Raw genomic sequence first — 25176 nt, forward strand, 5'->3', positions numbered from 1 at the left:
GCATCGCGCCGCCGAGCCGGGCCGGCACCTACCCCGGCCGGTCGGACAGCCATTAGCCTGCCCAGATGCGACACACCCTCACCCCGGACGACGCAACTCTGCACGGCTACTTCTCCCGGGACCTTCCGCCGGTCCTCACCATCGAACCCGGCGACACGGTGAGCTACCGGACCCTGGACTGCTGGTGGTCGGCCGGGCCGTACCCGGGCGGACGCAACCGGGAACGGCCCCGGGTCCCGCAGTACCAGCCCGACTACGGTCACGCCCTGATCGGACCGGTCGCGGTCCGCGGTGCCCGGGCCGGCCAGACCCTGGAGGTACGGATCGACGCGGTCGTGCCGGCGGCCTGGGGCACCACCGTGGCCGGCGGCTGGCCGAGCGACTTCAACCGCAGCTACGGCGTGGAGGAGGAGGGAGTGGTGCACGCCTGGCAGCTGGACCCGGTCGCGATGATTGGCCGCAACCAGCACGGGCACACCGTCGCGCTCCGTCCCTTCATGGGGGTGCTCGGCATGCCGCCGGCCACGCCGGGCCGGCACTCCACGGTGCCGCCCCGGTCACACGGGGGCAATCTGGACTGCAAGGAGCTGGTCGCCGGCAGCACGCTGCTGCTGCCGATCCCGGTCGACGGTGCGCTCTTCTCGGTCGGCGACGGGCATGCCGCCCAGGGCGACGGCGAGGTCGGCGGCACCGCCGTCGAGTGCCCGATGGACGAGGTGACCCTCACCTTCGGCGTACGGGACGACTTCCCGGTCACCGGACCGGTGGCCCGTACCGCCGACTCCTGGGTGACCATGGGGGTCGGGACGACCCTCGACGAGGCGACCTTCACCGCGTTGGATTCGATGCTGGACCTGCTGCAGCGGCAGTACGGGGTGAGCCGGGCCGACGCGGTGGCGCTGGCCAGTGTCGCGGTCGACGTACGGGTGACGCAGATCGTCAACCAGACGGTCGGCGCGCACGCCGTGCTCCGGGACGGTGCGATCCGCTGAGAGTGCGATCCGCTGAGAGTGCGATCCGCTGACGGGCCGTCGAGCGGGAACATCCCGACGGCTGACGGCGCGCGGGGCGGGAGGGGGCCCGTCCACGACCGGAAAGGACAGTGGCGGGCCCTTGGCTACCGGCGGAGGGTGAGGATCAGGTCGGCGACCAGGGCGGTCCAGCCGGTCTGGTGCCAGGCGCCGAGGCCGGCGCCGTTGTCGCCGTGGAAGTACTCCGGGAAGGCGATCAGGTCCTTCCAGTCCGGGTGCGTCTGGAAGAGTTCGGCGATGCCGTAGATGGGGCGGCGGCCCCACTCGTCGGGCAGGAACAGTGAGATCAGCCGGGCGGAGAGGTCGTCGGCGATCTCGGTCAGCGTGTGCTTGCTGCCGGACCGGGTCGGGTACTCGACCAGCAGGTCGTCGCCGAAGAAGGCGGCGTGGTCGCGCAACGCCGAGATCAGCATGAAGTTGGTCGGCATCCAGATCGGACCCCGCCAGTTCGAGTTGCCCCCGAAGAGTCCGCTGGTCGACTCGGCCGGCTCGTAGCCGACGGTGAACTCCTGCCCGCCCAACTCCACGCTGAACGGCTCGGCCAGATGCCGCCGGGAGAGGGTCCGCAGCCCGTACGGGGACAGGAACTCCTCCTCGTCCAACATCCGGGCCAGCAGCCGGACCACCTGGTCCGGGCCGACCATGGAGAGCAGTCGCTGCTGCCGGCCGTCGCCACCGAGCCGCCGCGCGCCGATCACCCCGGCGTACTCGGGTTTGTTGGCCAGGAACCAGCGCAGCCGGGCGGTCAGCTCCGGCAGCCGGTTGAGGGTGACGGTGGTGAGCCGGGTGATCGCGGCCAACGGCAGCAGCCCGACCACCGAACGTACCTTCAACGGCACGTTGCTGCCGTCCGGCAGCCGCAGCACGTCGTAGAAGAACGAGTCCTCGTCGTCCCAGAGCCCCTGGTCGTACGCGGCCGCCGCGATGTACGCGAAGTGTTCGAAGAACTTCGTCGCGATGTCGGAGTACGTCGGGTCGTGCACCGCCAGGATCAGCGCCATGTCGAGCAGGTTGAGCGCGTACATGGCCATCCAGCCGGTGCCGTCGGACTGCTCCAGCACCCCGGCGACCGGCAGCGCCGCCGACCGGTCGAACGGGCCGACGTTGTCCAGCCCGAGGAAACCGCCCTCGAAGACGTTGTTGCCGCCGACGTCCTTGCGGTTGACCCACCAGGTGAAGTTCAGCAGCAGCTTGTGCATCATCCGGGCGAGGAAGTCGAAGTCCCGCCCGCCGTCGATCTCGAAGACCTTCAGCGCCGCCCAGGCGTGCACCGGCGGGTTGACGTCACCGAACGCCCACTCGTACGCCGGGATCTGCCCGTTGGGGTGCAGGTACCACTCGCGCAGCAGCAGGAGCAGTTGCGCCTTGGCGAAGCCGGGGTCGACCCGGGCGATGCTGACGCAGTGGAAGGCCAGGTCCCAGGCGGCGTACCAGGGGTACTCCCAGGGGTCCGGCATGGAGATGACGTCGAAGCTGTTCATGTGCCGCCACGAGCTGTTGCGGCCGTGCCGGCGCCCGGCCGGCGGCGGCGCGGCGGCCGGGTCACCGGTCAGCCACTGCTGCACGTCGAAGTGGTAGAACTGCTTGCCCCACATCAGCCCGGCGATCGCCTGCCGGGCCACCTCGGCCTCCTCCCGGGACGCCCGGTCCGGGATCAGCCGGGCGAAGAACCCGTCCGCCTCGGCCCGCCGGGTCGCCATCGTCGCCTCGAAGTCGGCGCCGAGGTCGAGGGCGGGCGGCGGCTCCTCGCTCGGCGGCGGCGCGGTCAGGGTGAGCCGCAGCCGGATCCGGGTCTCGCCCCGGGCCGGTACGTCGAGTACGTAGTGCAGCGCCCCCCTGGTCCCCTCCCCCGCCGGGTTGACCGTGTCGGCGCCGTTCACCACGTGGTCGTTGATGCCGTCCTTCGGGTACCGGCTGCGGCCGGGCAGCCCCCAGAGCCGTTCGGTGTTGGTCTCGTTGTCGCAGAGCAGCGCGGCCGGCTCCCCGTCGCCTTCCAGCACCAGCTGGCCGAGCACCCAGTGCTCGCCGACCAGCCGGCCGGGCGTACCGACCAGTTTCGGCACCTGGTCCCGGCCGGGCAGCCCCCAGGACCAGGTGTTGCGGAACCAGAGGCCGGGCAGGACGTGCAGCCGGGCCGGCTCGGGACCCCGGTTGGCGACGGTGACCAGGACGCACAGGTCGGTCGGCGACGCCTTGGCGTAGTCGACGGTCACCGCCCAGTACCGGTCGTCGTCGAAGACACCGGTGTCGACCAGCTCGTACTCGGGCTCGTCCCGGCCCCGGGCCGCGTTGACCGCGACCAGGTCGTCGTACGGGAAGGCGGCCTGCGGGTAGTGGTAGCGCCAGCGCATCCAGGAGTGGGTCGGGGTGGAGTCGAGGTACCACCAGTAGTCCTTGGCGTCCTCGCCGTGGTTGCCGCCGTCGCCGCCGAGGCCGAACATCCGCTCCTTGAGGATCGGGTCCGCGCCGTTCCACAGCGCGAGCCCGAAGCAGAAGGTCTGCCACTCGTCGCAGACCCCGGCCATCCCGTCCTCGTTCCACCGGTACGTCCGGGACCGGGCGTGGTCGTGCGGGAAGTAGTCCCAGGCGGTGCCGTGCTCGCTGTAGTCCTCCCGGACCGTGCCCCAGGCACGTTCGGACAGGTAGGGGCCCCAGGCCCGCCACGGCTGCTCGCCGGCGTCGGCCTCGGCCAGCCGGGTCCGTTCCGCGTCCTGCCCGTCGTCCATTCGCTTCCCGCCCGTCATCCGACCGCTCCCGTACGGTCATCCTGCCGATCATTGTCGTCGGTTGCCCGGCGACCGGCCAGGATCCGACGGATCCTCAGGGTGTGTCCGGGGCGCTGACCGGGCATCATGGGCGCCATGCTGCCTATCGGGTTCGGACCGCGGGTCTGCGGTCGGCTGACGTCCGCGACCGACCGGGAGTGGCTGGTCCCGGACGGCCTCGGCGGGTACGCGATGGGCACGGTCGGCGGGCTGCGGACCCGGCGCTACCACGGACTGCTCGTGGTTTCCGGCGCCACCCCGGCGGCCCGGCGGCTGGCGCTGGTCAGCCTCGACCCGGAGCTGACCCTGCCGTCCGGCGCCACGGTCCGGCTCGGCGCGCACGAGTGGCGGTCCGGGGCCGTCGACCCGGCCGGGTTCGAGCTGCTGGAACGCTTCGACCTGGTCGACGGGCTGCCACGCTGGCGGTGGCGGATCGGGGACCTGGTCGTCGAGCGCGAGCTGGCCATGGCGTACGGCCGGTCCTGCCTGGCGGTGCGGCACCGGCTGCTCTCCGGCGGGCCGGCCCGGCTGGGGCTGGCTGCGGTGGTCACCTGGCGGGACGCGCACGGTGAGCGGCGCGCGGACGGGCCGGCGCCGGTGGTCGAGCCGGTCACCGGCGGTGCGGTGGTCGAGGGTGCGTTCCGGCTCGCCGGGCCGGACTGGTCCCCGGCGGGCCGCTGGTGGTACGGGGTGCACCACCGGGCGGAGGCGGCCCGGGGCCTGACCCCGGAGGAGGATCTGTGGTACGCGGGCCGGTTCGCCGGCGCGCTCGACAGGCCCGGCGACACCGTCTCGGTGCTGGCCTGGGCCGGCGACCCGGACACCCTGGCGGTCGAGCCGCCGCCGGCCGGCGAGGTGATCGAGACGGCCCGGCGCCGGAACCGTCGGGTGGTGGCGGCGGCGAAGCCGGCGGACCCGGTGGCGGCGACCCTGGCCCTGGCCGCCGACGCGTTCGTGATCCGGTCCGGGGGTGCCGGGCGTGCTGAGGCGGCGCCGGACGTGGTCGCCGGTTATCCCTGGTTCGGGGCCTGGTCCCGGGACACGATGATTTCCTACGAGGGGCTCTTCCTGGCCACCGACCGGGCCGACGAGGGCCGGGACCTGTTGCGGGCGTACGCGGCGACGCTGTCGGACGGCATGCTCGCCAACACCGCCGACACCGGGCGGGTGGAGTACAACACCGTGGACGGCACGCTCTGGTTCCTGCACGCGGTGGCCCGGCACGTGGCCGTCGCCGGGGACACCGACCTCGCCGCCGAGCTGCTGCCGGCGCTGCGGGACGTGGTCACCCGGCACCTGGCCGGCACCGGCCGGTACGGGATCGGCGTGGACCCGGCGGACGGACTGCTCGCCCAGGGCGCCGCCGGGGCGGCGCTGACCTGGATGGACGCCCGGGTCGACGGCGAACCGGTGACCCGGCGGGCCGGCAAGCCGGTCGAGGTGAACGCGTTGTGGATCAACGGTCTGGCCGCGGTCGCCGAACTGGCCCGGCTGGTCGGCCAGGACCCCGGCCCGGCCCCGGCCGCCCACGACCGGGCCCGGGAGTCGTTCCGGCGTCGCTTCCCGGCCCCGGCCGGCTGGCTGTACGACGTGGTCGACGCCCCGGCCCCGGCGTACCCGCGCGGTGCCGCCGACCGGTACGACGACGACCTGCTCCGGCCGAACCAGCTGCTCGCCTGGTCGCTGCCGTACGCCCCGCTGGACCCGGACCCGGCGGTGCTGGCCCGGATCGGTGCCGCCCTGCTGACCCCGCTCGGTCCGCGCAGTCTCGCGCCGGGCAGTCCCGGTTTTGTCGCCCGGCACCGGGGCGGCCCGGCGGACCGGGACTCCGGCTACCACCAGGGCACCGTCTGGCCCTGGCTGGTCGGCCCGTACGCGGACGCCGCCCGGGCCGCCGGCCTGCCGACCGCAGACCTGTTCGCCGGGCTGGAGGCACACCTGTCGGAGTTCGGCCTCGGCTCGGTGAGCGAGACCGCGGACGGGGCGGCCCCGCACGCGGCCACCGGAACCCCCTTCCAGGCCTGGTCGGTGGCGGAGCTACTCCGGGTCAGGGCAAGGTGACCGACCAGCGTTACATGCCCGCAACGGCCACGTCTTCGCCGGTTTTCCCCCAACCGGCAGTATGGGCGTCAACCCAATGACGCGTAGGCACCCGTAACCGGTGTCTGTTCGCGTCTGCGCTGGAACCATCTGAAAAAGGGGGCCGGGTATGTCGCCGAACGCCGAGGTCATCGATTTCCCCGCGGCCCGCCCGCAACGCGTGCTGATCCTCTCCTGGGAGTACCCGCCGGTGCTCGTCGGCGGCCTCGGCCGGCACGTGCACGCGCTGGCCACCTCGCTCGCCGCCGCCGGGCACCAGGTCACCGTCGTCACCCGGCACGGCGAGGGCGCGCCGGTGGAGGCGTACCTCGACGGGGTGCACGTGCTGCGCGCACCCGAGGACCCGGTCGGTTTCCCGCTGGCGACCCCGAGCCTGCTCGCCTGGACCATGGCGTTCAACCACACCCTGACCCGCACGGCGCTGCGGGCCACCCGCAACCAGCGGTACGACGTGATCCACGCACACGACTGGCTGGTCGCGCACACCGCGATCAACCTCGCCGACCACCTGGACATCCCGCTGGTCACCACGATGCACGCCACCGAGGCGGGCCGGCACCAGGGCTGGCTGCCGGAGGAGATGAACCGGACCATCCACTCGGTGGAGCACTGGCTGAGCCAGGAGTCGCACCGGGTGATCACCTGCTCGGGTTACATGCGGGACCAGGTGGCCGCCCTGTTCGGGCTGCCCGCCGGGCACGTGGACGTGGTGCCGAACGGGGTCGACGACCGGGCCTGGGCCGCCCAGCCCCGGGCCGTCGCCGCCGCCCGCAAGCGGTTCGCCGGGGACGGCCCGCTGGTCGGCTTCGCCGGCCGGCTCGTCTACGAGAAGGGGGTGCAGCACCTGATGCACGCCGTACCCCGGCTGCGGGACCGACACCCCGGGCTGCGGGTGGTGATCGCCGGAGATGGGCCGTACCGGTCGGAACTGCAGGAGCAGGCGTCGCGGCTCGGGCTGGAGCCGACCGTACGGTTCGCCGGCTTCCTGACCGAACGGCAGCTGCCGGCGCTGCTCGCGGCCACCGACGCGACCGTGGTGCCGAGCCTCTACGAGCCGTTCGGCATGGTCGCCCTGGAGGCCGCCGCGGCCGGGGCGCCGCTCGCGGTCGCCGCCACCGGTGGGCTCGCCGAGATCGTCGAGCCGGGGGTCACCGGGGTCACCTTCCCGCACAGCGACCCGGAGGCGCTGGCCGGTGCCGTCGACTCGCTGCTCGGCGACGAGGTCTTCGCCCGCCGGGTGGCCCGCCGGGCCCGCACCATGGTCGCCGAACGGTACGGCTGGGCGAGCATCGCCGCCCGGACCGCCGCCGTGTACGCGAGTGCGGCGAACGCGGGGCCGGCACCGCGTACCCGGTCCGGTGCCGGGTCGGCGCGGATCGTCGTACCGGACGGGAACCTGTTCGCCCTCGACGGCGCCGCCTGCTGACCCCCGGTCCACCGACGGGTCTGGGGCCCGGCGGCGGGGTGAAGAGATTTCCGATCAGTGGGCGGAGCTGTGCCGACGCGTTGACGGGTGATGCGAAAGGCACAGTCCGCTCGCTATCGTGTACGGCGGGTAACAGAGGGGAACCGCCGGTGCAGCAGGTACGGATCGCGGACCGCTACCTGCTGCTGCACACCGTCGGCAGCGGCGGGATGGGCCGGGTCTGGCTGGCCACCGACGAGATGCTGCGCCGCCCGGTGGCGATGAAACAGGTGGTCCCGCCGGCCTGGATGACTCCCGACGAGCGTGCCGAGCTGTCGGTCCGGACCCTGCGCGAGGCGCGGACCGCCGCCCGGCTGAACCATCCCAACGTGGTACGGGTCTACGACGTCGTGCACTCCGCCGACTCCCCGTGGATCGTCATGGAGTACGTCCCCTCCCGCTCGGTGCAGCAGGTTCTCGACGCCGACGGCCCGCTCTCCCCCCGGCGGACCGCCGAGGTCGGCCTCGCCGTGCTCGCCGCGCTGCGCGCCGCGCACGCCTCCGGGGTGCTGCACCGCGACGTGAAGCCGCACAACGTGCTGATCGCCGACGACGGCCGGGTGGTGCTCACCGACTTCGGTCTCGCCACCGTGGACGGTGGTGACGGGGCACTGACCCGGGACGGTGTGGTCCTCGGCTCGCCGCAGTACGTCTCCCCGGAGCGGGCCGCCGACGGTTCCTCGACGGTGGAGTCGGATCTGTGGTCGCTCGGCGCCACCCTCTACGCGGCGGTGGAGGGGCGGTCGCCGTACAGCCGGCCGACCACGATGGCCACCCTCACCGCGTTGGCGGTGGCACCACCCGATCCGATGAGCCGGGCCGGTCCCCTCCGTCCGGTCCTGGCCGGGCTGCTCCGCCGCGACCCCCGACAGCGGCTCACCGCCGACGAGGTCGAACGGCTGCTGCGCCGGGTCGTCGATCCGCCACCGCCCCGGTCCGGCCGGCATCCGCTGGCCCTGGCCCGTTCCCTGACCCGCCGGACGGAGCCGCCACCGGACGAACCGCCCACCGACCCGGACGGGCCCACCACGCCGCCGGATCCCGCCGAGCGGCCACGACGCCGTCGTACCCCGAACCAGCGTCACCAGCCGGGGCCGCGCCCGTACCCGGATCCGCGGCACCAGCCGAACCAGCGACCGCCGGTCCCACCGCCCTCGATCGTGCCGCCGTCGGCCGTGTCACCGCCGAGCGTGCCGCCGAACCGGCGTGATCCGGATCAGCCGGGTCCGGTCGACGGACGGGACCGGTCCGACCCGGCCGACCCGACCCGTCGGGCACGACCGACCCCGGCCGGGGGAAGCCCGGGGGACGCGGACCGGCCGCCACACCCGGAGCGACCGCATCCGGTGTCGGGACGACGCCGCACGCCGGACCGCGATGTGCCGGAGAACCCGTCGGCCGCTCCGACGCCGCCCACGGCTGGTGGTCCCGGCCCGTCGTCGCCCGGGAACGGCCGTCCCGGGCCGCCTGACCGGCCGGACGTGCCGGGACCGGCCGGCACCCCGACCTGGGTTGGGACGCCCGCCCGGGGCGACCCGGGGGCGCTGCCCGCCGGGGCCGGACGCCGGGACGGGATCTGGTCCGGTCGGCTGCCGTGGACCGGCGCCCGGCCCCGCCGCTTCTGGCGGATCCTGGCGCTGGCCCTGACCTGCACCGTGCTGGCCGCGCTCGGCGCCGGCCTGGCGGTACGGGCCCAGCGCGGCGGTGAGGCCCTTCCCGGGCCGACGAGTTCCCCGACACCGCCGGCCGGCCCGACCGGACCGGCGGCCTTCCCCTGTGGACGGCCGCCGGGGCAGAGCGTCGCGGTCACCTCGGCGCCCCGGCCGCCGGAGGAACGGTTCGGGTTGATCGAGAACTGGACCTGGTACACCGACCCGTCGGGTTTCCGGATCGCGGTGCCGATCGGTTGGCAGCGCTACACCGACGGCACCGTGGTCTGCTTCCGGGAGCCGGTCGACGGTACGGCCCGGCTGCTCAGCGTCGACCCGGCCACCCCGCCGACCCGCAACGCCGAGGCGTACTGGCGGGCGGAGGAGCACCGGCTGCTCGTCCGGGGTGTACTGACCGGCTACGAACAGGTGGAGATCGGGCCGCTCGACCTGCGGGAGGGCGGCGCGGTCTGGGAGTGCCGGTGGACCGATCCGCGCGGCGAACGGGTGCAGGCGGTCCGGATGCTGATCAACACCTCGAACCGGCGGGCGTACACCGTCTCCTGGTTGACCCGGGAATTCGACTGGGGGGTCAACCAGAGTTACCTGCGGATGCTGCAGACCAGCTTCCGCCCGTCGGCCTGACCGGCCCGACCCGGCGGGTGTCGCCACCACGACACGCCGGGCGGTCAGTGTGGATCTTCAGGTGATTGCCTGCCGCGCCGCCGTTTGACACAGTGACTCCGCAATGTGGGTGTTCCCTGGGGAGGATGCATAACGATGATGGGGCCATCCCATGCCCTGTCCGGCGCCGCCGTCTGGCTGGCCGGCTCGTGGGCGCTGGACCAGTTCGCCGGCTACGAGCAGTCGCCGTTGGCGATCGCCGTCGGCACCGCGGTCTGCGCGGGCGGGGCGCTCTTCCCCGACCTCGACATGTCCGGCAGGGTGACGGCGAACAAGGGCGGTTCGACGGTCGCGCGCTCGTTCGGCGTGGTCTCGCTCTTCATCGCGGAGGTGATGGAGAAGATCTCGCTCGGTGTCTACCACGCCACCCGGCTCAGCAAGGACCCGGACCGGGACAACGGGCACCGCACCCTGACCCACACCCTGCCGTTCGTCGGCCTGGTCACCTGGGGCACGATCGCGCTCTGCGCCTCCGGTGGCAAGTGGGCGGTGATGGGCGTCCTGTTCTTCATGATCGGGCTGGCGCTGCGGGGCCTCTTCGACGAGTGGGCCAAGCGGGCCGGCTGGGTGGTGGTGACCCTGCTGTCCGCGGCGGCGGCCTACTTCACCTACCTGCACCTGCCCAGCGACCGGGGCTATCCGATGATCGGGGTGGCGCTCGGCGTCGGCTGCCTGGTGCACATCCTCGGCGACATGATCACCCGGGCCGGGGTGCCGATCCTCTGGCCGATCCCGATCAAGCGCCGGATGTGGCGGATGATCGGTCTGCCCGACGCCATCTCCTTCCGGGCCGGCAGCAAGGTGGAAACCGTGGTACTGCGGATGGTCTTCACCGTGGTCGCGCTCGTCTCGGCGGCCGGTCTGGCCGGCACGTCCATCCTGCGCCGGTTCAACATCGAACTCTGACGAGGGTCCCGGTCGCCCGGGTCGGCACGCCGGAACCGGTGTGCCGACCCGGGCGACTGTCGTACCGGGACGTCATACCGGGGGACCCTACGGACCGCCCTCGACCGACGACCGCCGGCTGTTCCTGCTCCAGCAGCGGCTACTCAGGTCCGGCGGTCGAGAACGCGCATGACGTCCCCCGACCCACGCCGTTCAACTCGTCGAGGGTCAGCGGTTCGGCGGTCGCCTCGGGGCCGACCAGATCCGTCGGTGGGCGGCCGGACCGACCGGGGTGGGTCGCCGCGACGTCGGGTACGGCAACAGGCCCGGATCTCCGCCCCAGGCCAGCCGCGCCGACCGGTCCGGCCGGCGACGGCTGCGCCGGCTCACACCGCCACCCGCTGGGTGGGCACCGGCACGCTCAGCCCCCAGGCGGCGAGCAGTTCCGGGGTGTTGGCCCGGCTGCCGTCCGCGACGGTGTCGCAGGCGATGTCGACGATCTCGTCCTTGTGCGCCATCAGGTAGGGCCGGGCCCCGACGTCGGCGTTGGCCAGGGCGGCGATCCCGGCCCAGTGCCGCCGTCCGAAGAGCATCGGGTAGCCGCGCAACCCCTCGTAGGTGGCGCAGACCAGGGCCTCCGGGTACGGCAGCGCGGCGACCCGGCGTACCGCCGCGACGGTCAGGCCCGGCATGTCGACCGGCACCACGACCACCGCCTCGGTACGCGGGTCGGGCAGTGCGTCCAGACCGAGCCGGATCGACGATCCGATCCCGGTGCCCCAGGAGCGGTTGACCACCACGATCGCGTCGCCGAGGTCGGCGGTGGCCCGTACCTGTTCGGCCGCGGCCCCGAGGACCACGACGACCGGCCCGCACCCCGCCTCGCGCACGGTGTCGAGCACGTGGTTCACCAGCGGGCGTTCCCCCCGGTGCAGCAACGCCTCCGGGCCGCCGATCCGACGTCCCCCGCCCGCGGCGATGATCATTCCAGCGATCCGGCTCAGTTGCGTCACCTTCCGTCGGGGCGCACGACGCCCCGCCGCGCGCACATCGGCCGCGCGGCCCCTGCCGCGCGCACACCGGACCCAACGAACGGGCTTAAGCCGAGTATCGGCACTAAACGGACGAATTTGGAGCTTTGTGTTATCAGCTGTTGAATCAGGCCGCGTCCGCGTAACACTCCACGACCGAGACGTCCAGCGGGAACCGCACCGGCGTGTCGCCGAAGAGCAGCCGTCCGGCCTGGTCCGCCGCGTCGTGCACCAGGGCGGCCACCTGCTCCGCCTGGTCCGCCGGACAGTGCACCAGCACCTCGTCGTGCTGGAAGAAGACCAACTCGGCCGAGCCGTGCCCCAGGGCCGCGAGCCTGGTCCGCAGCAGCGCCAGCAGGCTCGACGCCCACTCCGCCGCCGTCGCCTGGACCACGAAGTTGCGGGTGAACCGCCCCCGGGCCCGCGCCGCCGCCCGGGCCCGGGGACCGAACGGGTCGACCTCGGCCACCTCGAGCACCGCCCCCTCCCCCTCCTCCGACTCCCGCACCGAGACCGAGGAGGGCGGGCAGGTACGTCCCAACCAGGACCGGACCAGACCGCCACCCTCACCGGTGCGGGCCGCCGCCTCGACGTACTCGAAGGCGGTCGGATAGCTGCGGCGCAACACCGCGAGCGCGGGGATCGCCGAGCCGCCGGTCTGCCCGTACATCGCGCCGAGCAGCGCCAGCTTGGCCCGGGCCCGGTCACCGCCGAAGCTGTCCCGGGCCAGTGCCGCGTACAGGTCACCGGAAGCGCCGGCGGCGGCGAACCGGGCGTCGCCGGAGACCGCCGCCAGCACCCGGGGCTCCAACTGGCCGGCGTCGGCGACCACCAACCGCCAGCCCGGGTCGGCCCGGACCGCCCGTCGGACCACCTTCGGGATCTGCAGCGCCCCGCCACCCCGGGTCGCCCACCGACCGGAGACCACCCCGGCCGGCACGTACTCCGGGCGGAACCGGCCCCCGGAGACCCACGCCTGCCGCCAGGCCCAGCCGTGCGCGGTCCAGATCCGGTAGAGCTCCTTGTATTCCAGGACCATCGGGACCGCCGGGTGGTCGACCGAGCGCACCACCCAGGACCGGGTGTTCGGCAGCTCGTGGCCGGCCCGGGCGAAGGCCCGGAGCAGTTCGGCCGGGGACTCCGGGTGCAGTTGTCGTACCCCGAAGGCCTCGGCGATCCCGGCGGCCAGCTCGACGAGTCGGCGCGGCGGCCCACCCACCGGTGACGGCTCACCGAGCAGCTCGACCAGGAGCGCGTCGTGCACGTCGGCCCGCCACGGCAGTCCGGCCGCACCCATCTCGACGGCGACCAGGGCCCCGGCGGACTCGGCGGCGACCAGCAGCCGGAACCGGCCGGGGTGTTCGGTCCCGGCGATCCGGGTCTGCTGGTCGGCGTAGACCCGGGCCAGCGCGTCGATCCCGACCGGCGGCGGTCCACCGACCACCTCGAAGAGCGCGCCCTGCTGGTCGCCGGGAGGCGCGGCGGCCCGGGCCGGCGGATCCGCCGGCACCGGCGCTCCGGTCAGCCGGGCCCAGGCGGCGGGCAGCCCGCGCGGTTCGCCCCAGCGCCCGGCGTGGCCCAGCAGCAGCGCCTCGGTCAGCTCGACGTCGTGGCAGCGCTCCACCCGGACACCGGCCCGGAGCAGTCCCGGATAACACCCGGCGGTCGACGCCCAGAGCCACCGGGGCTGGTCCCGACGTTCCCGCTCAGCGATCGCCGCGACCAGATCGGTGACCCGCTCGACCGGACCGGCCGGGCGGCCGTCCGGATGCAGTGGCCGGAGGGTGCCGCCACCCCCGTCTCCGTCGCCGTCCGCGACCACCGCCACCAGCACGCCAAGGATTCTGCCCGGACCGACCGACACTCCCGGTCGCCGGCGGCCGGACCGGGTTCCACACCACACCCGGCCCCGTGATCAGGCGACCGGGGCCGCCGGGAGGTCACCGTCCGTGCGCAGCCGGGCGTGCACGTGTACGTCGTGCCAGCCGTCCGCGTGCCGCAGCGCGCTGCGCATGGTCCCCTCGAGGGCGTACCCGCTCTTGTCGGCGACCCGGCACGACGCGGCGTTCGCGACCGAGTGCAGCAGACCCAGTCGGTGCAGCCCCAGTGTGATGAAGCACCAGGCGGTGAGGGCCCGGACCGACCGTCCGGCGACCCCGGCGCCCCGGGCCTCCGGCAGCACCCAGTACGACAGCTCCGCCGACGCCTCGAAGAGCGAGATCATCCGCAGGCCGACCTGACCGAGCGGCCGGTCCCGTTCGTCCACCACCGCCCAACTGGCGTCGGTGCCGTTGCGCCACCGGCGGGCCCAGCCGGCGATCCAGTCCCGCGCCTCGGCGTCGCCGTCGATCCGGCGTACGTGCCAGCGTTGGATGACCGGACAGCCGAACGCGGCCCGTACGGTGCCGGCGTCCTCCGGGCGCCACGGGCGCAGCAGCAGCCCGTCGCCGGTGTCGAGGTGGGGCTGGGCGATCGTGGCGAGGAGGTCACCGGGGAGGGCGGGAGTGACGAGCAGCGGCACTCCCCCATCCTTCCGGGCGCCCGAACGCGCCGGTCCGGCGGCCCCGGCTGATCTGCCCGGGACCTGGGGGTCCCGCCCCGCAGACCCCCGGGGCCGCCCGCCGTCCGGCCCTACTTCACCGCGCCGGCGGTGAGGCCGGACTGGATCTGCCGCTGGAAGATGGCGTACACGATGATCATCGGCAGGATCGCCATGCTCAACGCCGCGAAGAGCCCCGACCAGTCCGCCTCGTAGCCGGCACTGACCGAGATGTCCGCGATGCCCTGGGTGAGCACCCACTTGTCCTTGTCGCCGGCGAGCAGCACCAGCGGGAGCTGGTACTGCGACCACTGCCCGATCACGTTGAAGATCGCGACGCTGATCAGGCCCGGCTTGGCCATCGGCATCATGACCTGGAAGAACAGCCGGGTGTGCCCACAGCCGTCAATCATCCCTGCCTCGGCGACCGAGGTCGGCAGCGTCTTGAAGAACGCGGCCAGGAAGAAGACCGTGAACGGCAGCGAGTACGCGATGTAGACCAGCACCACGCCGGTGTGCGTGTTGAGCAGTTGGAAGTTCTGGACGACCTTGAAGAGCGGCACCAGGGCCAGGAAGACCGGGAACGCCAGACCGGAGACGAACAGGAAGTAGAAGAACCGGTTGCCGACGAACCGGTACCGGGCCAGCACGTACGCGGCCATCGCGCCGAAGAGCATGGTGCCGGCGACACCGAAGCCCACCACGATCACGCTGTTGACGAAGTAGCGACCGACCCGGGCCTCGGTCCAGGCCCGCGCCCAGTTCTCCCAGCGCAGCTCGGCCGGCATGGTCCACGGGCTGCTGAAGATCTCCGCGGTGTTCTTGAACGAGGCCAGGAACGTCCAGAGGATCGGCACGATGACCAGCACCGCCCAGACCGCCAGGGCGATGTGCCCCAGCCCGCTGAGCAGCCGTACCTCCGACTTGAGTCCCCTGGCCCGACCGGCGCGGGCGTCCGTCCGGTGCGGGGCGCCCGGCCGGTCCACCGCCGGCCGGTCCGTCTCTGTTGTTGTCATCTGCGGCCCCATGTCAGTACTCGACGCTTTCCCGCTTGGACACCCGCAGCGTCAGCGCCGCGAACGTGATGGTCAGGAAGAACAGCGCCACGCCCATCGCCGACGCATAGCCGTACCTGCTGTAGACGAACGCGTTGCGGTAGATCTCCACGGCCAGCACGGTGGTGGCGCCGTCCGGCCCGCCGCTGTCCACCGACAGCACCGCGACGATCGCGAAACAGTCGAACGCGGCGATGCCGAGGTAGACCCAGGCGACCTGGAGGGTGTCCCAGAGCAGGGGGATCGTCACCCGGAAGAACATGGTGATCCGGCTGGCCCCGTCCAACTCGGCCGCCTCGTAGATCTCGGTCGGAATCGATGCCATGCCGGCCGAGAAGAGCACCACGTAGAAACCGACTGCCTGCCAGACCAGCACCCCGACGATCGACCAGAGCGCGAGGTTCGGGTTGATCAGGAAGTAGACCGGATCGAGACCCAGCTTCACCAGGACACCGTTGATCAGGCCGGACTCGTCCGGCCGGTAGACCATCTGGAACAGTACGGCGATGATCGCCACCGCCAGGACCTGTGGGAAGAAGAAGACCACGCGGTAGAACGCGGAACCCCTGACCCCGACCCGCTGTCCGCCCTTGCTGCCGCCGCCGACGTTGAGCATGAAGGCGAAGAAGAGCGCGATGGCGATGGTGATCAGCGGCAGGGCAAGCAGCAGTACGCCGTGGTGGCGTACCGCCTTCCAGAACACCTCGTCCTGGAACAGCCGCTCGAAGTTGGCGAACCCGACCCACTTCGGTGCGCCGATCCCCCGCCACTCCGTCAACGACAGCCAGAACGCCTGGAGGTACGGCGAGACCACGAAGACCGAGTACAGGATTACCGGCACCGCCAGGAACAGGTAGACGAACGCGTACCTGCTCACCCTGGCTGACAGATGCTTGCCCTGCCGCATGATCAACCTACTCCGGCTAGCGCGTGAACTTCGCGACGCTGCTGTCGCTCTTGATGGCGTCGGCCCGCTTCTGGATCCGCTCGGCCCACTGCTCGGCCGAGGCGCGACCGAACATCAGCTCGTTGGTGGCGGTCCGGGCCTCAGTGTCCAGCTCCTTGTACCAGTTGTCGAACATCATGTTGAAGACGTTCGCCCCGGCCGCCTTCAGTGCGGCCTGCGAGCTGGCCACACCCGGCGGGAACTGGTAGCCCTCGCTGCCGGCCGGCACCACGGTCGCCGCACCGACGGTCTCGGTGAAGCCCCGGGCACCCGCCTTGGAGAGCATCTGGCGCATGTACTCCATGCCGCCGCGCGGGTTCTTGCTCTTGGCCGAGACGAAGTAGCCCTCGCCGGCCGCCGCCCGGATCGCCCCGGCCGGCAGCTTGTCCGCGGCGGTCAGGCTCGGCACCGGCATGATCTGGTACTCGAAGCCGGCCGGCGTGTTGCTCTTCTGCTCGTTCTCCAGCCAGTCACCGCTGGGGTAGAAGGCGACCTTGTACTGGTTCTGCCGCAGCTGCACGTCGGTGTGCTTGAGCCCCTCGAAGCTCTTGTCCGAGAAGTTCTTGCCGATCTCGGCCCAGGCCCGGGCGGCCTGCAGCACCGGCTCGGCGGTCCAGGCGCCCGGCTGCAGGTTGTCGATGTTCTTCAGCACGTCCGGGCCGCCGACCTTGGCCGCCTGGGAGAGGATGACGTTCCACTGGTAGTAGGCGGCGTTCGCCCCGGCGTAGCCGTACGGGGTGATGCCCTTGGACTTGATCTGCTCGCAGAGCGCGGTGAACTGCTCCCAGGTGGTGGGGGCGGTCCAGCCGTTGTCCTTGAACAGCTTGCCGGAGTACCAGATGCCGTACACGGTCGAGACGTAGTACAGGACGTACGGCTTACGTCCACCGTCCGGGGTGTTGAACGAGCCCTGCTCGATGACGCCGGGGATGACGGTGTCCCGGACCTTCTTGCTCGGGTCGTCGACCGACGGCGCGTCCCAGAGCTCGGTCAGGTCCTGCATCTGTCCGTCGGCGACCAGGGCGCCGAAGTCGAGGAACTTCTCGCCCGAGTTGTTGACGAACTCCGGCGGGTTGCCCGAGGCGAACCGGGGCTGCAGCACGGTGGAGACCGCCTGGGTCGCCTGGTGGTTGATCTTCGCCTTGGGGAACGCCGTCGCGTACAGCTTCTCGTGCACGTCGGTGGCGTACTTGTCGCCGTAGCCGCCGTTGAAGATCACGACCTCCAGTTCGGCGTCCTCCTTGACGCCCAGCGGGTTGGTCGCGCTCTTCTCGCCGGTGGCCTGTTCGCCGCCGTCGCCGCTGTCGCCGCCGGTGGCGCAGGCGCTCAGCAGCCCGGCGGCCGGGGTGACGAGCAGGCCGACGGCGGCGGCCCGACGCAGCACGGTACGACGGGAGGCGCTGAGCGCACCCGGCAGGTCCGGTCCGGAGGTGGCCGACGGGTCAATGTGCGCCGACGGGGTGTCGGGGGTTGCGGACATCTTCATCTCCTCGGTTGAGAGTCGGGTCGGGCCGGTCGGAGAAACTCCGGTCGGCCCGGACCGGCCAGCGGTGCGGGTGCTCGTCCCCGGCCGGCGCCGGGAAGGGTTCCCGGTGCCGGGGTCGGGACGATCGGGTCGGAGGCGGATGGGGGATCCTCCGGCCCGACGGGCCGTCGGGCGCACCGGCGACCAGCGCCGGCTCGACACGACGGACGGTGACCCGTGGCGGCGTCACGGTCGTGTCTCCCTCGCCGCCTTGTGCCCACCCACCGCCCGGGCGGTCCGCTGGAACGCGGCGTGGGCCCGGTCGTGGGTTCGCTGGGCGACGGCGATGTAGAGCAGGTCGAGGACAACAAGCTGCGGGTGCCGGGCGGAGAGCGCGTCCGGCCGGAAGGTCGTCGCCTGGCTCGCGGTGAGCAGGACGATGTCGGCGAGTTCGGCCAGTGGGGACCGGGGGAACCCGGTGAGCGCCACCGTGGTCGCCCCGTGGCTGCCCGCCTCGGCGAGGGTCTCGATCGTCTCGCGGGTCTGGCCGGTGTGGGAGATGCCGAGCGCCACGTCGCCCGCCCGGAGCAGGGCGGCCGAGGCAAGCCCCTCGTGCACGTCGTTCCAGGCCCACGCGGCGACCCCGATGCGGTGCAGGCTGAACTGCATCTCCTCGCCGACCAGCGCGCTGCCGCTGGCGCCGAAGATGTTGACCCGCTCGGCCCGGGCGATGGCCTCGGCGGCCCGTTCGACCTCGGTCAGGTCGAGCAGGGTGGCGGTGTCGTGCATGGCCTGGGTGTCGGCGGCGATGATCTGGCCGAGGACGCGTTCCAGCGGGTCGGTCGGCTGGATCTCCCGTCCGATGTCGACGGTCCAGCCGGCGCTGTGCGCCCGGCCGGTCTCGGCGGCGATGCCGAGCCGGAGGTCGGCGTAACCCTCGAAGCCCATCGCCCGGCAGAACCGGGTGACGGTGGCCGGCGAGGTCCCGCTGCGTTCGGCGAGTTCGACGATGGTGGCCCGGGCCGCCGCGGCGGGATCGCTGAGCACCTGCTCGGCGACCCGGCGCAGGGCGCCGGTGAACTCGGTCAGCCGGGACCGTACCCGGACCAGGACACTGTCCGCCGGGGAGAGCCCGGCGGCGGCCCGCAGGTCGCGCTCGGCATCCACCACCGCGGTGCCCGCGACGGCGTCCGCCTCGTGCTCGACCATGGGCACGCCTTTCCGAAAAGGAAGTTAACTGTTAGTGGTAAAAGTTCTTACTGAAACCCCCTCCTTGTCAAGACGATGAGTGAAGTTTTCAAACTGTTACCTGACCCGCGCTGCCGCGCCCCGGCCGGATCTTGCCCGGCACGGCCGCACCGAGCAGCATGGATGCCGGTCGACGAACGCGGCGCCGGAGAGTGGACGGAGTCCACGCGACAGAAAGGTGGTTGCCGGTCATGTCCGACGGCATCGTGGTGGGACTCGACGTCGGTGGCACCTCGACCCGGGCCACGGTGGTCTCGCTGTCCGGGGAACGGCTCGGCAGCGGACGGGCCGGCGGCGGCAACCCGACCAGCCACGGCGCCGAGCAGGCCGCCGAACAGCTCCGGATGGCGCTGACCGACGCCCTCGCCGACATCGACCCGGGACTGGTCTGGGCCGGCGTCATCGGGCTGGCCGGAGCGGGCCGGCTGTCCGCCGATCCGGCGGGCCGGCTCGCCTTCGCCCGGGTCTGGCAGGAGGTCGGCCTGCGCTGCGAGTACGAGATCGTCGGCGACGCCCTCGTCGCGTACGCCTCCGCCACCGCCGAGCCGGACGGCACGATCCTGATCGCCGGCACCGGCGCGATCGCCGCCGAGGTGCGTGACCTGACCCTGGACCGGGTCGCCGACGGACACGGCTGGCTGCTCGGCGACGCCGGCAGCGGCTTCTGGGTCGGCCGGGAGGCCGTCCGGCAGGCGCTGGCCGATCTCGACCGGCACCGGCCCCCCGGGCCGCTCTCCACCCTCGTGCTGACCGAACTGCTCGGCTCGGCGGAGGTCGCCACGCGGCCCCGGGACACCGTCGACGCCCTGGTGCAGGAGGTGACCCGGCGGCCCGCCGTCGAACTGGCCGCGCTCGCCCCGCTGGTCATCAAGGCCAGCGTCGCCGGTGACCCGGCCGCCACCGCGATCCTCGACGAGGCCGCCCGGCTGCTCGCCGCCAACGTGGACCGGATCCGGCCGGCGGACGCGCGTACGCCGATCGTGCTCGGCGGCGGGCTGTTCTTCGTCGACACGCCGCTGGTGCACACCCTGCGTTCGGCCCTGACGGCACGCTGGCCGGACGCGCCACTGCGGTACGTCCACGACGACGGTGCGCTCGGCGCCGCCTGGCTGGCCGCCCGACGCCTGCCCGAGGTGACCGACCCGGTCGAACTGCACCGCCGGCTGCTCAACCCGTTCGACGACTGATCGCGGTACCGGCCCGTCGACCCCGGCCCGCACTGCCACAGTTCGGCTACTTGAGCTGCCCGGCGGTCAGGCCTGACTGGATCTGCCGCTGGAAGACCACGTAGACGGCGAGCACCGGCAGCATGCCGAGGGTGAGTCCGGCGAACAGTCCGCTGAAGTCACCCTGGTAGCCCTGGCTGACCGCCAGCGCGGCCAACCCCTGGGCGAGCACCCACTTCGACTCGTCGCCCTGCATCAGCACCTGCGGCAGGATGAACTGGTTCCACTGACTGAGGAAGTTGAAGATCGCCACACTGATCAGTCCCGGTCGCGCCATCGGCAGCATTACCTGGAAGAAGAGCCGGAAGTGGCCACAGCCGTCGATCAACCCGGCCTCGGCGACCGAGGTCGGCAGGGTACGGAAGAACGCGGTCAGGAAGAAGACCGTGAACGGCAGCGAGTAGGCCGCGTAGACCAGGATCAGCCCGGTCCAGCTGTTGAACAGCCCCGCGTCGCGGACCACGAAGAAGAGCGGGACCAGGGCGAGGAAGACCGGGAACATCATCCCGCCGACGAACAGGTAGTAGAAGACCTGCCGCCCCCGGAACTCGAACCGGGCGAAGACGTACGCGGCGGTGGCGCCGAGCAGCATGGTCAGGGTCAGCGAGCCGGCCACCACCACCGCGCTGTTGAAGAAGTACTGGCCGATCCGGGCCTCGGTCCAGGCCCGCGCCCAGTTCTCCAGGCGTAGCGCGCCCGGCAGTCCCCACGGGTCGGCCAGGATCTCCGCGTCGCTCTTGAACGAGCTGACCACCACCCAGAGCAGCGGCAGCGTGGTCAGCAGCGCCCAGAGCAGCAGGAAGCCGTGCGAGAAGACGTTCAGTACGCCGAGGTCACGCCGGGGTGCCCGGTCGCCGGCCCGGGCCCGGTCGGCACGGTCGTCGGCGGGTACGGCCGGGGCGGAGGTGTCCACGGTGGTCACGAGTACTCGATCCGTTCACGTCGGGCGGCCCGCAGCGCCAGCACCGCCACCGACAGGGTCAGGAAGAACATCACCACGCCGATCGCCGAGGCGTACCCGAACTTGGTCTCGCTGCCGAAGGCGGTGTTGTACATCCGCAGGCCGATCACGTCCGAGGAGTGGTTCGGGCCGCCGTCGGTCATCTGCTGGATCAGGATGAAACCGTCCAGCGCGGCGATGGCCAGGTAGATCCAGGCGACCTGGACGGTGTCCCAGAGCAGCGGGATGGTGACCTTGCGCAGGGTGGTCCACCGGGACGCCCCGTCGAGCATCACCGCCTCGTAGATGTCCCGGGGAATGGCCTGCATGGCGGCGCCGAAGAGCACCACGTAGAAGCCGACGCTGCTCCAGACCATCACCGCCAGCACCGCCCAGAACGCGGTCCGCGGGTCGCCGAGCCAGGTCGGGGCGGGCAGCCCGATCCCGCGCAACGTGGCATTGAGCAGGCCGTTGTTCGGGTGGTAGACCTCCTTCCAGAGCAGCGCGATGATCACCACCGAGAGGACCTGCGGGAAGAAGTAGACCAGCCGGTACACCGAGGAGCCGCGTACCCCGACCACCCCGGCCCGGCCGCGCCGACCGCCGGTGTTGAGCATCGTGGCGAAGAAGAGGCCGAGCACGATGGTGAGGACCGGCAACAGCACCAGCAGGATCGCGTTGTTCTTCACCGCGTTCCACAGGTAGCCGTCGCGGACCAGGGTCGCGAAGTTGTCCAACCCGACGAAGTTGATGTCGGACGAGTAGCCGAGCCAGTCGGTGCCGGCGATCGGGAACGCCTGCAGGTACGGCCAGAGGACGAAGAGTCCGTACAGCAGCAGCGGCGGCACCAGGAAGGTGATGATCAGCGGGTACTTGCCATGTTTCACGAGACCGACATCCTGCCCACTCCACGCGGGATCACTCCCGCGACACTCGCGCGCCGGGGGTCGGCCCGGACCCGGACCGACCCCCGGCGCCCTGCCCCGACTAGGCCCGCTTGTACTTCTTGATGCTGCTGTCGGCGGCGATCTGGTCGGCGCCCTTCTGACAGGCCTCGAGGAAGTCCGCCGGCGTGCTGCGGCCGCTGAAGAACTCGCCGCAGGCCGCGTCGACGAGTTCGCGCTCCAGCTTCCGGTAGTAGTTGTTGTAGACCCAGTTGAACCCGTTGGCGCCGGAGGCGTCCAGAGCCTTGACCACGCTGCTCAGCCCGAACGGCAGCTCGACGCCCTGGGTGGAGCCGGCGACCACGGTCAGGCTGGAGACCCGCCGGGTGAAGTCCTGGGCGCCCTTCATCGAGAGCATCGTCCGGAAGTAGTCCAGCCCGCCGGCCCGGTTCTTCGCCTTGGCCGGCACCATGAACGGCTCGCCGGCGGTGCCCCGGAGCGCCTCGAACGGCAGCTTGTCACCGCTGCCGAGGCTGGGTGTCGGCGCCACCGACATGTTGAATCCGGGCGGGGTGACGTTCTTCTGCTCGCTCTCCAGCCAGGACCCGCAGGAGATGAAGGCGGCCTTGCCCTGGCACCAGGCGGTCTGCGACTGGACGTGGTCCAGGCCGGGCGAGCCGGAGAGGATGTAGCCGTCCTTGACGATCTGGTACCAGGCGTCGGCCGCCGCCTTCATCGCCTCGGACTTCCAGGCGTTCGGCTCCAGGTTGTCGATCGCCTTCGCCACGTCCGGGCCACCGAACTTGACCGCGGTCGCGATCACCGGCCAACTCATGTAGCGGGGGTGCTTGCCGGCGTACGTCCAGGGCGCGATGCCGGCGGCCTTGATCTCCCGGCAGAGCGCGATGTGGTCGTCCCAGGTCTTCGGGTACGCCCAACCGCGGTCGGCGAAGAGCTTGGTCGAGTACCAGATGCCGTAGACGGTGTAGGTGTAGTTCAGGACCAGGAACCTGCCGTCGTACGAGCCGACGTCGACCGCGCCCGGCAGCAGGGTCTGCCGGACGGTCTTGCCGGGGATGTCGAGGCTCGGCGCGTCGAGCAGTTCGCCGAGGTCGGCGAGGGCATTCTGGGAGACGAGGCCGTTGAAGTCGATCTGACCCGCGCCGGAGTTGTTGACCACGTCGGGTGGGGTGCCGTCGACGAAGCGCGGCTGCAGGGTCTTGTTGATCTCCTGGGTGGCGGAGTGCTTGATCTGCGCCTTTGGATATCTCTCGGTGTACATCGCCTCGTGGGACTTGGCATACTCCTCTCCGAAGCCACCGTTGAAAATGACCACTTCGAGCGGCGCGTCCTCCTTCACCCCCAGTGGATTCTGCTCGCTCTTGGTCCCCACATAGGTCTCGCCGCCGCTCTCCTCGTCGCCGCCGCCACCGAGGGCGCAACCGGTCAGCAGGCCGGTGGCGGGGGCGGCCAGCAGACCGGCCGCCGCCGTACGACGCAGGATCTCACGCCTGTTCATAGCTTCTCCTCGGATCCGGTTCAGGTGGACGCCGCGACCGGTGGAGGCGACGCCCGCCATCGAGGCACGGGGTCTTGCACGGCTGCTCTTCTTGCTGAGTTGCCTGTCTCACAGAGTTGCTTGTCTTCACTTCACGGGAAGTTATTGAAGGATTCTTACGGAAGTGGGTGCCGGCAGCAAGCCCCGACGACCGAACCGTTACTGACCGGCAACCGGCCAGGGAGAATGCCGCCGCCTGCGGGGATCTGCCGGATAACCCCGCCACCGCCCCGGTCGGATCGATAGCCTGGCCGCATGCGCCGCCTGCGGGAACTCGCCGGCCGCACGCCCGCCCGCCGGGAGCGCTACGTCGACCTGCTCCGCGCGGTGGCGATCACCATGGTGGTGCTCGGCCACTGGCTGATCGCCGTCATCGACCACGACCCGGAAGGGGACCTGCGCGGCCATTCCGCGCTGGAGACGCTCGTCGCGGCCCGCCCCGGCACCTGGCTGTTCCAGGTCCTGCCGCTGTTCTTCCTGGTCGGCGGCTACGCCAACGCCGCCTCGCTCGAGTCGCACCGACGACGCGGCGGCGACGCCGGCGAGTGGCTGCGCGACCGCAGCGGACGGCTACTCCGGCCCACCACGGTGCTGCTGGTGCTGCTCGCCGCCACCGGCCTGCTGGCCCGGCTGCTCGGCGTCGAGCCGGTCCAGATCCGCACCGTGGTCTGGTACACCACCATCCCGCTCTGGTTCCTCTCCGCGTACCTGTGCGTGGTCCTGTTGGCCCCGGTCATGTACGCCCTGCACCGGCGCTTCGGCCTCGCCGTACCGGTGGTGCTGCTGCTCCTGCTCACCCTCGGTGACCTGGGTCGACTGCTCTCGGCGGGCTGGCTGTCGTACGGGAACTACCTGTTCGGCTGGCTCGCCCTGCACCAGGTCGGGTTCGCCTGGCGTACCGGGTCGCTGCCGATGCGACCCCGGGTCGGGCTGCCACTGCTGGTGGTCGGCCTGGTCGGGGTGCCGCTGCTGACCGTGCTCGGCCCGTACCCGATCAGCATGATCAACCAGCCGGACCAGCGGATCCAGAACATGTCCCCGCCGAGCCTCGCCCTGCTCGCCCTGGCCACCGCCCAACTCGGCCTGATCATGCTGCTCCGGGGCCCGGCCGAGCGCTGGCTGCACCGCCCCCGGCCGTGGACCGCCGTGGTCGCGGTGAACGCGGTGGTCCTGACCATCTTCCTCTGGCACCTCACCGCGGTGATCCTGCTGGCCGGCCTGCTCGACGCCCTCGGTGTGCTGCCCACCCCGCCGGTCGGCAGCACCACCTGGTGGCTCTGGCGGATCGCCTGGCTGGCCGCGCTGAGCGTGGTACTGGCGCTCCTGGTCGGGGTCTTCGGCCGGATCGAGATCCGCGGCTCCCGCCGGGCCACGCACCGGCCGGGCTGGCTGCCGACCGGGCTGGCCCGGTTCCTCACCCGGCCACCGGTCCGACTGGTCCTGATCCTGCTCGGCTTCGGCGCGACCGTGGTCGGCCTGTTCAGCAACAGCGTGGCCGCCAGGTCGGGCGCCTATCCACTGGGCCTGCCGACCGGTGCCCTGGTCAGCTACCTCGCCGGCGCCGCCCTGCTCCGACTGCTCCGGTCCGTGCCCAGCGCAGGCGAACCCGGCCCGGGACAGCCGGGCAGTGCCGGCCCGGGCCGTCCGGGCGGCGGGCACGGCCGGTCGGGCTGAACCCGGGGTGACCGCCACAGCGCCGTCCCAC

General features: G+C 72.0%; 18 protein-coding genes. 7 read left to right on the plus strand and 11 right to left on the minus strand.

What is annotated here, in order from left to right:
- The first annotated feature begins 65 nt into the window (after positions 1-65).
- Positions 66-992, plus strand: a complete 927-nt coding sequence (locus ABGB21_RS19050) for an acetamidase/formamidase family protein (RefSeq protein ID WP_347652291.1) — start codon at positions 66-68, stop codon at positions 990-992.
- 125 nt (positions 993-1117) lie between these two features.
- On the opposite strand, the gene ABGB21_RS19055 is transcribed toward ABGB21_RS19050, so the two are convergent.
- Complete coding sequence (locus ABGB21_RS19055; RefSeq protein ID WP_347652292.1) at positions 1118-3775, minus strand: glucosidase; 2658 nt, start codon at positions 3773-3775, stop codon at positions 1118-1120.
- A 117-nt stretch (positions 3776-3892) separates the two neighbouring features.
- Between ABGB21_RS19055 and ABGB21_RS19060 the strand changes: the two genes are divergently transcribed.
- From ABGB21_RS19060 to ABGB21_RS19075, 4 genes are all read left to right on the plus strand, one after another.
- A complete protein-coding gene (locus ABGB21_RS19060) occupies positions 3893-5857 on the plus strand; it encodes an amylo-alpha-1,6-glucosidase (protein WP_347652293.1) in 1965 nt (654 codons plus the stop codon).
- 148 nt (positions 5858-6005) lie between these two features.
- Positions 6006-7322, plus strand: coding sequence for a glycosyltransferase family 4 protein (locus ABGB21_RS19065; protein WP_347678787.1), 1317 nt, complete (start codon positions 6006-6008; stop codon positions 7320-7322).
- Between the two features lie 149 nt (positions 7323-7471).
- On the plus strand, positions 7472-9655 hold the full coding sequence (locus ABGB21_RS19070; protein ID WP_347678789.1) for a protein kinase: 2184 nt from the start codon (positions 7472-7474) through the stop codon (positions 9653-9655).
- Positions 9656-9790: 135 nt separating this feature from the next.
- Positions 9791-10600 carry a metal-dependent hydrolase gene (locus ABGB21_RS19075; RefSeq protein WP_347652296.1) on the plus strand — a complete coding sequence of 270 codons (810 nt, stop codon included), beginning with the start codon at positions 9791-9793 and terminating at the stop codon, positions 10598-10600.
- A gap of 365 nt (positions 10601-10965) precedes the next feature.
- Here the strand turns inward: ABGB21_RS19075 and ABGB21_RS19080 are convergent, their stop codons facing one another.
- From ABGB21_RS19080 to ABGB21_RS19110, 7 genes are all read right to left on the minus strand, one after another.
- On the minus strand, positions 10966-11565 hold the full coding sequence (locus tag ABGB21_RS19080) for a nucleotidyltransferase family protein (protein WP_347652297.1): 600 nt from the start codon (positions 11563-11565) through the stop codon (positions 10966-10968).
- A gap of 172 nt (positions 11566-11737) precedes the next feature.
- On the minus strand, positions 11738-13444 hold the full coding sequence (locus tag ABGB21_RS19085) for a bifunctional 3'-5' exonuclease/DNA polymerase (protein WP_347652298.1): 1707 nt from the start codon (positions 13442-13444) through the stop codon (positions 11738-11740).
- An 81-nt stretch (positions 13445-13525) separates the two neighbouring features.
- The gene (locus tag ABGB21_RS19090; RefSeq protein ID WP_347652299.1) at positions 13526-14131 is read right to left on the minus strand and encodes a GNAT family N-acetyltransferase; all 606 of its coding nucleotides are present in this window, start codon (positions 14129-14131) and stop codon (positions 13526-13528) included.
- 110 nt (positions 14132-14241) lie between these two features.
- Entirely contained in the window at positions 14242-15165 is a 924-nt protein-coding gene (locus ABGB21_RS19095; protein WP_347678791.1) for a carbohydrate ABC transporter permease, read from the minus strand.
- Between the two features lie 13 nt (positions 15166-15178).
- Positions 15179-16081, minus strand: a complete 903-nt coding sequence (locus ABGB21_RS19100; protein ID WP_347678793.1) for a sugar ABC transporter permease — start codon at positions 16079-16081, stop codon at positions 15179-15181.
- Positions 16082-16127: 46 nt separating this feature from the next.
- Positions 16128-17630 (minus strand): N-acetylglucosamine/diacetylchitobiose ABC transporter substrate-binding protein, encoded by a 1503-nt coding sequence (gene ngcE, locus ABGB21_RS19105; protein WP_347652301.1) that lies wholly within the window; start codon positions 17628-17630, stop codon positions 16128-16130.
- Between the two features lie 231 nt (positions 17631-17861).
- Entirely contained in the window at positions 17862-18824 is a 963-nt protein-coding gene (locus tag ABGB21_RS19110) for a MurR/RpiR family transcriptional regulator (protein ID WP_347678795.1), read from the minus strand.
- 230 nt (positions 18825-19054) lie between these two features.
- Between ABGB21_RS19110 and ABGB21_RS19115 the strand changes: the two genes are divergently transcribed.
- A complete protein-coding gene (locus ABGB21_RS19115; protein ID WP_347652303.1) occupies positions 19055-20050 on the plus strand; it encodes a BadF/BadG/BcrA/BcrD ATPase family protein in 996 nt (331 codons plus the stop codon).
- Between the two features lie 46 nt (positions 20051-20096).
- Here the strand turns inward: ABGB21_RS19115 and ABGB21_RS19120 are convergent, their stop codons facing one another.
- From ABGB21_RS19120 to ngcE (ABGB21_RS19130), 3 genes are all read right to left on the minus strand, one after another.
- A complete protein-coding gene (locus ABGB21_RS19120; protein WP_347652448.1) occupies positions 20097-20912 on the minus strand; it encodes a carbohydrate ABC transporter permease in 816 nt (271 codons plus the stop codon).
- 95 nt (positions 20913-21007) lie between these two features.
- On the minus strand, positions 21008-21916 hold the full coding sequence (locus ABGB21_RS19125) for a sugar ABC transporter permease (RefSeq protein WP_347652304.1): 909 nt from the start codon (positions 21914-21916) through the stop codon (positions 21008-21010).
- Positions 21917-22016: 100 nt separating this feature from the next.
- A complete protein-coding gene (gene ngcE / locus ABGB21_RS19130; RefSeq protein ID WP_347652305.1) occupies positions 22017-23432 on the minus strand; it encodes an N-acetylglucosamine/diacetylchitobiose ABC transporter substrate-binding protein in 1416 nt (471 codons plus the stop codon).
- Between the two features lie 294 nt (positions 23433-23726).
- On the opposite strand from ngcE (ABGB21_RS19130), the gene ABGB21_RS19135 reads away from it, so the two are divergent.
- Positions 23727-25145 carry an acyltransferase gene (locus ABGB21_RS19135; protein WP_347678797.1) on the plus strand — a complete coding sequence of 473 codons (1419 nt, stop codon included), beginning with the start codon at positions 23727-23729 and terminating at the stop codon, positions 25143-25145.
- Positions 25146-25176: the final 31 nt, after the last annotated feature.

The sequence above is a fragment of the Plantactinospora sp. B24E8 genome (genome assembly GCF_039871735.1).
GTDB lineage: Bacteria > Actinomycetota > Actinomycetes > Mycobacteriales > Micromonosporaceae > Plantactinospora.

Bases quoted from the DNA above. Each gene is read 5' to 3' on its own strand.
- ngcE (WP_347652305.1), bottom strand. From the start codon at position 23,432: ATGAACAGGCGTGAGATCCTGCGTCGTACGGCGGCGGCCGGTCTGCTG.
- ABGB21_RS19095 (WP_347678791.1), bottom strand. From the start codon at position 15,165: ATGACAACAACAGAGACGGACCGGCCGGCGGTGGACCGGCCGGGCGCC.
- ABGB21_RS19060 (WP_347652293.1), top strand. From the start codon at position 3,893: ATGCTGCCTATCGGGTTCGGACCGCGGGTCTGCGGTCGGCTGACGTCC.
- ABGB21_RS19075 (WP_347652296.1), top strand. From the start codon at position 9,791: ATGATGGGGCCATCCCATGCCCTGTCCGGCGCCGCCGTCTGGCTGGCC.
- ABGB21_RS19050 (WP_347652291.1), top strand. From the start codon at position 66: ATGCGACACACCCTCACCCCGGACGACGCAACTCTGCACGGCTACTTC.
- ABGB21_RS19055 (WP_347652292.1), bottom strand. From the start codon at position 3,775: ATGACGGGCGGGAAGCGAATGGACGACGGGCAGGACGCGGAACGGACC.
- ngcE (WP_347652301.1), bottom strand. From the start codon at position 17,630: ATGTCCGCAACCCCCGACACCCCGTCGGCGCACATTGACCCGTCGGCC.
- ABGB21_RS19110 (WP_347678795.1), bottom strand. From the start codon at position 18,824: ATGGTCGAGCACGAGGCGGACGCCGTCGCGGGCACCGCGGTGGTGGAT.
- ABGB21_RS19135 (WP_347678797.1), top strand. From the start codon at position 23,727: ATGCGCCGCCTGCGGGAACTCGCCGGCCGCACGCCCGCCCGCCGGGAG.
- ABGB21_RS19080 (WP_347652297.1), bottom strand. From the start codon at position 11,565: ATGATCATCGCCGCGGGCGGGGGACGTCGGATCGGCGGCCCGGAGGCG.
- ABGB21_RS19065 (WP_347678787.1), top strand. From the start codon at position 6,006: ATGTCGCCGAACGCCGAGGTCATCGATTTCCCCGCGGCCCGCCCGCAA.
- ABGB21_RS19115 (WP_347652303.1), top strand. From the start codon at position 19,055: ATGTCCGACGGCATCGTGGTGGGACTCGACGTCGGTGGCACCTCGACC.